The following is a 1,323-nucleotide window of genomic DNA, read 5'->3' on the forward strand; positions in this document are numbered from 1 at the left end:
CCACGGTGTCGACCAGTCCGAGTCCGCTGCGGTCGGCGAGGTCGGGGGCGGCGGAGGGGTCGTCCATGAGGCTGACCGGCTCGATGCCGGGTCCGGCGACGACCGATCCGGCGCTCGAGCCGATGTAGGGCAGCCCCGCCCGCACCCGCTCGACCACGGCCGCATCCGCGCCGTGTCGGCGCAGCGCCGCCAGGAGCACGAAGGTGTTGCCGCCGGCGACGTACAGGGCGTCGAGCCCGTCGAGCAGGGCGGCGAACTCACGCGGGTCGTCGATATCGGCGGCGGTGAGGTCGGTCAGGACGTACCCCAGGTCCGCCAACTGCGCGCGTTCCGCGGCCACGAACCCGGCCCCCGCGTACGGGCTGGCGGCATCGTTCAGAAATCCGATGCGCACCACGGGTGCGGGACGGTTCACGTGCTCGGCGAGGAAGTCGGGGACGGCGCCCACGCCGAGGGACAGCAGGAGCAGGTTCATGGCGCCACTCTACGAGCTGATCGCGGGCGCTTCGCGGTGTGTCGCCGGCGCCGGGACGACCGGCACGCGCCCAGCGGTGATCACCCAATTTCTCATCCTTTGACGCCTACGTAACAGCGCGGCAACGCACCACCGTTTGACTACTTCCGATCAAGTGATCGATTTGAAGGAGTCCTATGGAACCCGCCCCGCGCCCGGCCCCCGCGGCCTACCGGCGCCACCTGTTCCACTCCCGCGACTCCGTCCCCGACCAGTGCTCGGACGTCGTCTGGATCCAGGGTGACCAGTACTTCTGCGACGCGCGGTTCTCCACCGACGCCGCAGGCGCGACGCACTTCCGCATGGGGTTCGCCGGAGAACTCGAGTGCACGGACCCGGCCACCGGCGAGTTCGAATGGGTCCACGCCATCGCCGCCGGGGAGGCCTTCGGCTCCGCCGACATCGGGCAACTCTTCGACGTGCCGGGGTGGGGCCTGCTGGAGGTGGGCCGGCAACTCGACTACGTCGAACTCTGGCAGCGCTGCCCCGACGAGCCCGGCCCGGTGTGGGAGGCCCGAGGGGTCGACGACCAGGGAACCGAGGCCGTGGTCGTCTGCGTAGGCGACCGCTTCGGCCTCGCGCTCGGCGCCGACTCCGCCGGGAACCGGCCGGCATCGGTGCACATCGGGTCACGGACCGACCGGGGCTGGAGCGCCCGGTACTCGTCGTGGTCGGTCCCCGAGCCTCCCCGGTTCTTCCTCTCCCCCGAGTCGGACGGCCGCTTCGCACTCTCCTGGCAGACCGGCGAGCACGGCAGCACGTCCACGTTCTTCGACCCGATCCACGACGCCGGACCGATACCCCCAGCC

General features: G+C 71.2%; 2 protein-coding genes. One reads left to right on the forward strand and one right to left on the reverse strand.

The features are described 5' to 3' along the window. The coding region (locus tag IY392_RS13045; RefSeq protein WP_194861444.1) for a Type 1 glutamine amidotransferase-like domain-containing protein at positions 1-475 on the reverse strand (475 nt) is incomplete at its 3' end. Between the two features lie 176 nt (positions 476-651). On the opposite strand from IY392_RS13045, the gene IY392_RS13050 reads away from it, so the two are divergent. After that, on the forward strand, positions 652-1,323 hold a 672-nt coding region (locus tag IY392_RS13050; protein WP_194861445.1), incomplete at its 3' end, for a hypothetical protein.

Source organism: Dietzia sp. SYD-A1 (assembly GCF_015356725.1).
Lineage (GTDB): Bacteria > Actinomycetota > Actinomycetes > Mycobacteriales > Mycobacteriaceae > Dietzia.